This is a genomic window from Sphingobium sp. PNB (genome assembly GCF_019873065.1).
In the GTDB taxonomy this organism is placed as follows: Bacteria; Pseudomonadota; Alphaproteobacteria; order Sphingomonadales; family Sphingomonadaceae; genus Sphingobium; species Sphingobium fuliginis.
Map to the genome: position 1 here is coordinate 1 of NZ_JAINEZ010000232.1, position 712 is coordinate 712.

Here is a 712-nt window from a genome sequence, read left to right on the forward strand (position 1 = left end):
GGGGGAGATTTCGCTGCGGGCGCCCTTCTGGGCGGCGGCGGGGCTGTCGGGGCTGGCCTTTTTCTACGGGCTGTTCGTGCTGCCGGAATCGCTGGCCGGCGACAAGCGGATGGATTTTTCGTGGAAGCGGGCCAATCCGTTCGGGGCGCTGCGGCTGCTGCGGTCGCATCCCGAGCTGTCGAGCCTGGCGGTGGTCAATTTCCTGCTTTATTTCGCGCATCACCTCTTCTCCGCCGTGTTCGTGCTTTATGCGGGGGACCGCTATGGCTGGGGGGCGTGGCAGGTGGGGACGCTGCTGGCGCTGGTCGGCCTGATGGACATGGGCGTGCAGGGAATATTGGTCGGGCCGGTGGTGAAGCGGCTGGGCGACCGCACGACCATGGTGATCGGGCTTGGCTTCGGCGCGGTCGGGATTTTCGCGATGGGGATGGCGCCGACCGGCTGGCTGTTCGTCGCGGCGATGTTCCCCAACGCGCTCTGGGGCCTTGCCATGCCGACCATCCAGTCGCTGATGACGCAGCGCGTGTCGGAATCCGAACAGGGCCAGTTGCAGGGCGCGAACAACAGCGTCGGCTCCATCGCGGGCATCGTGTCGCCGCTGTTCTTCGGCACGGTCTATTCCCTGTCGGTGGGCGCGAAGCCGCTGCTGCCCTTCATCGGCAGCGCCTTCCTGATCGCCGCGGCGGTGCTGGCGGGCGGGGCCGTGCTGGGA

Annotated in this window: 1 protein-coding gene; it reads left to right on the top strand. The window is 67.7% G+C overall.

The window, feature by feature from the left end; all coding sequences use genetic code 11:
• The coding region (locus tag K7W03_RS27570) for an MFS transporter (RefSeq protein ID WP_222888146.1) at positions 1 to 712 on the top strand (712 nt) is incomplete at both ends.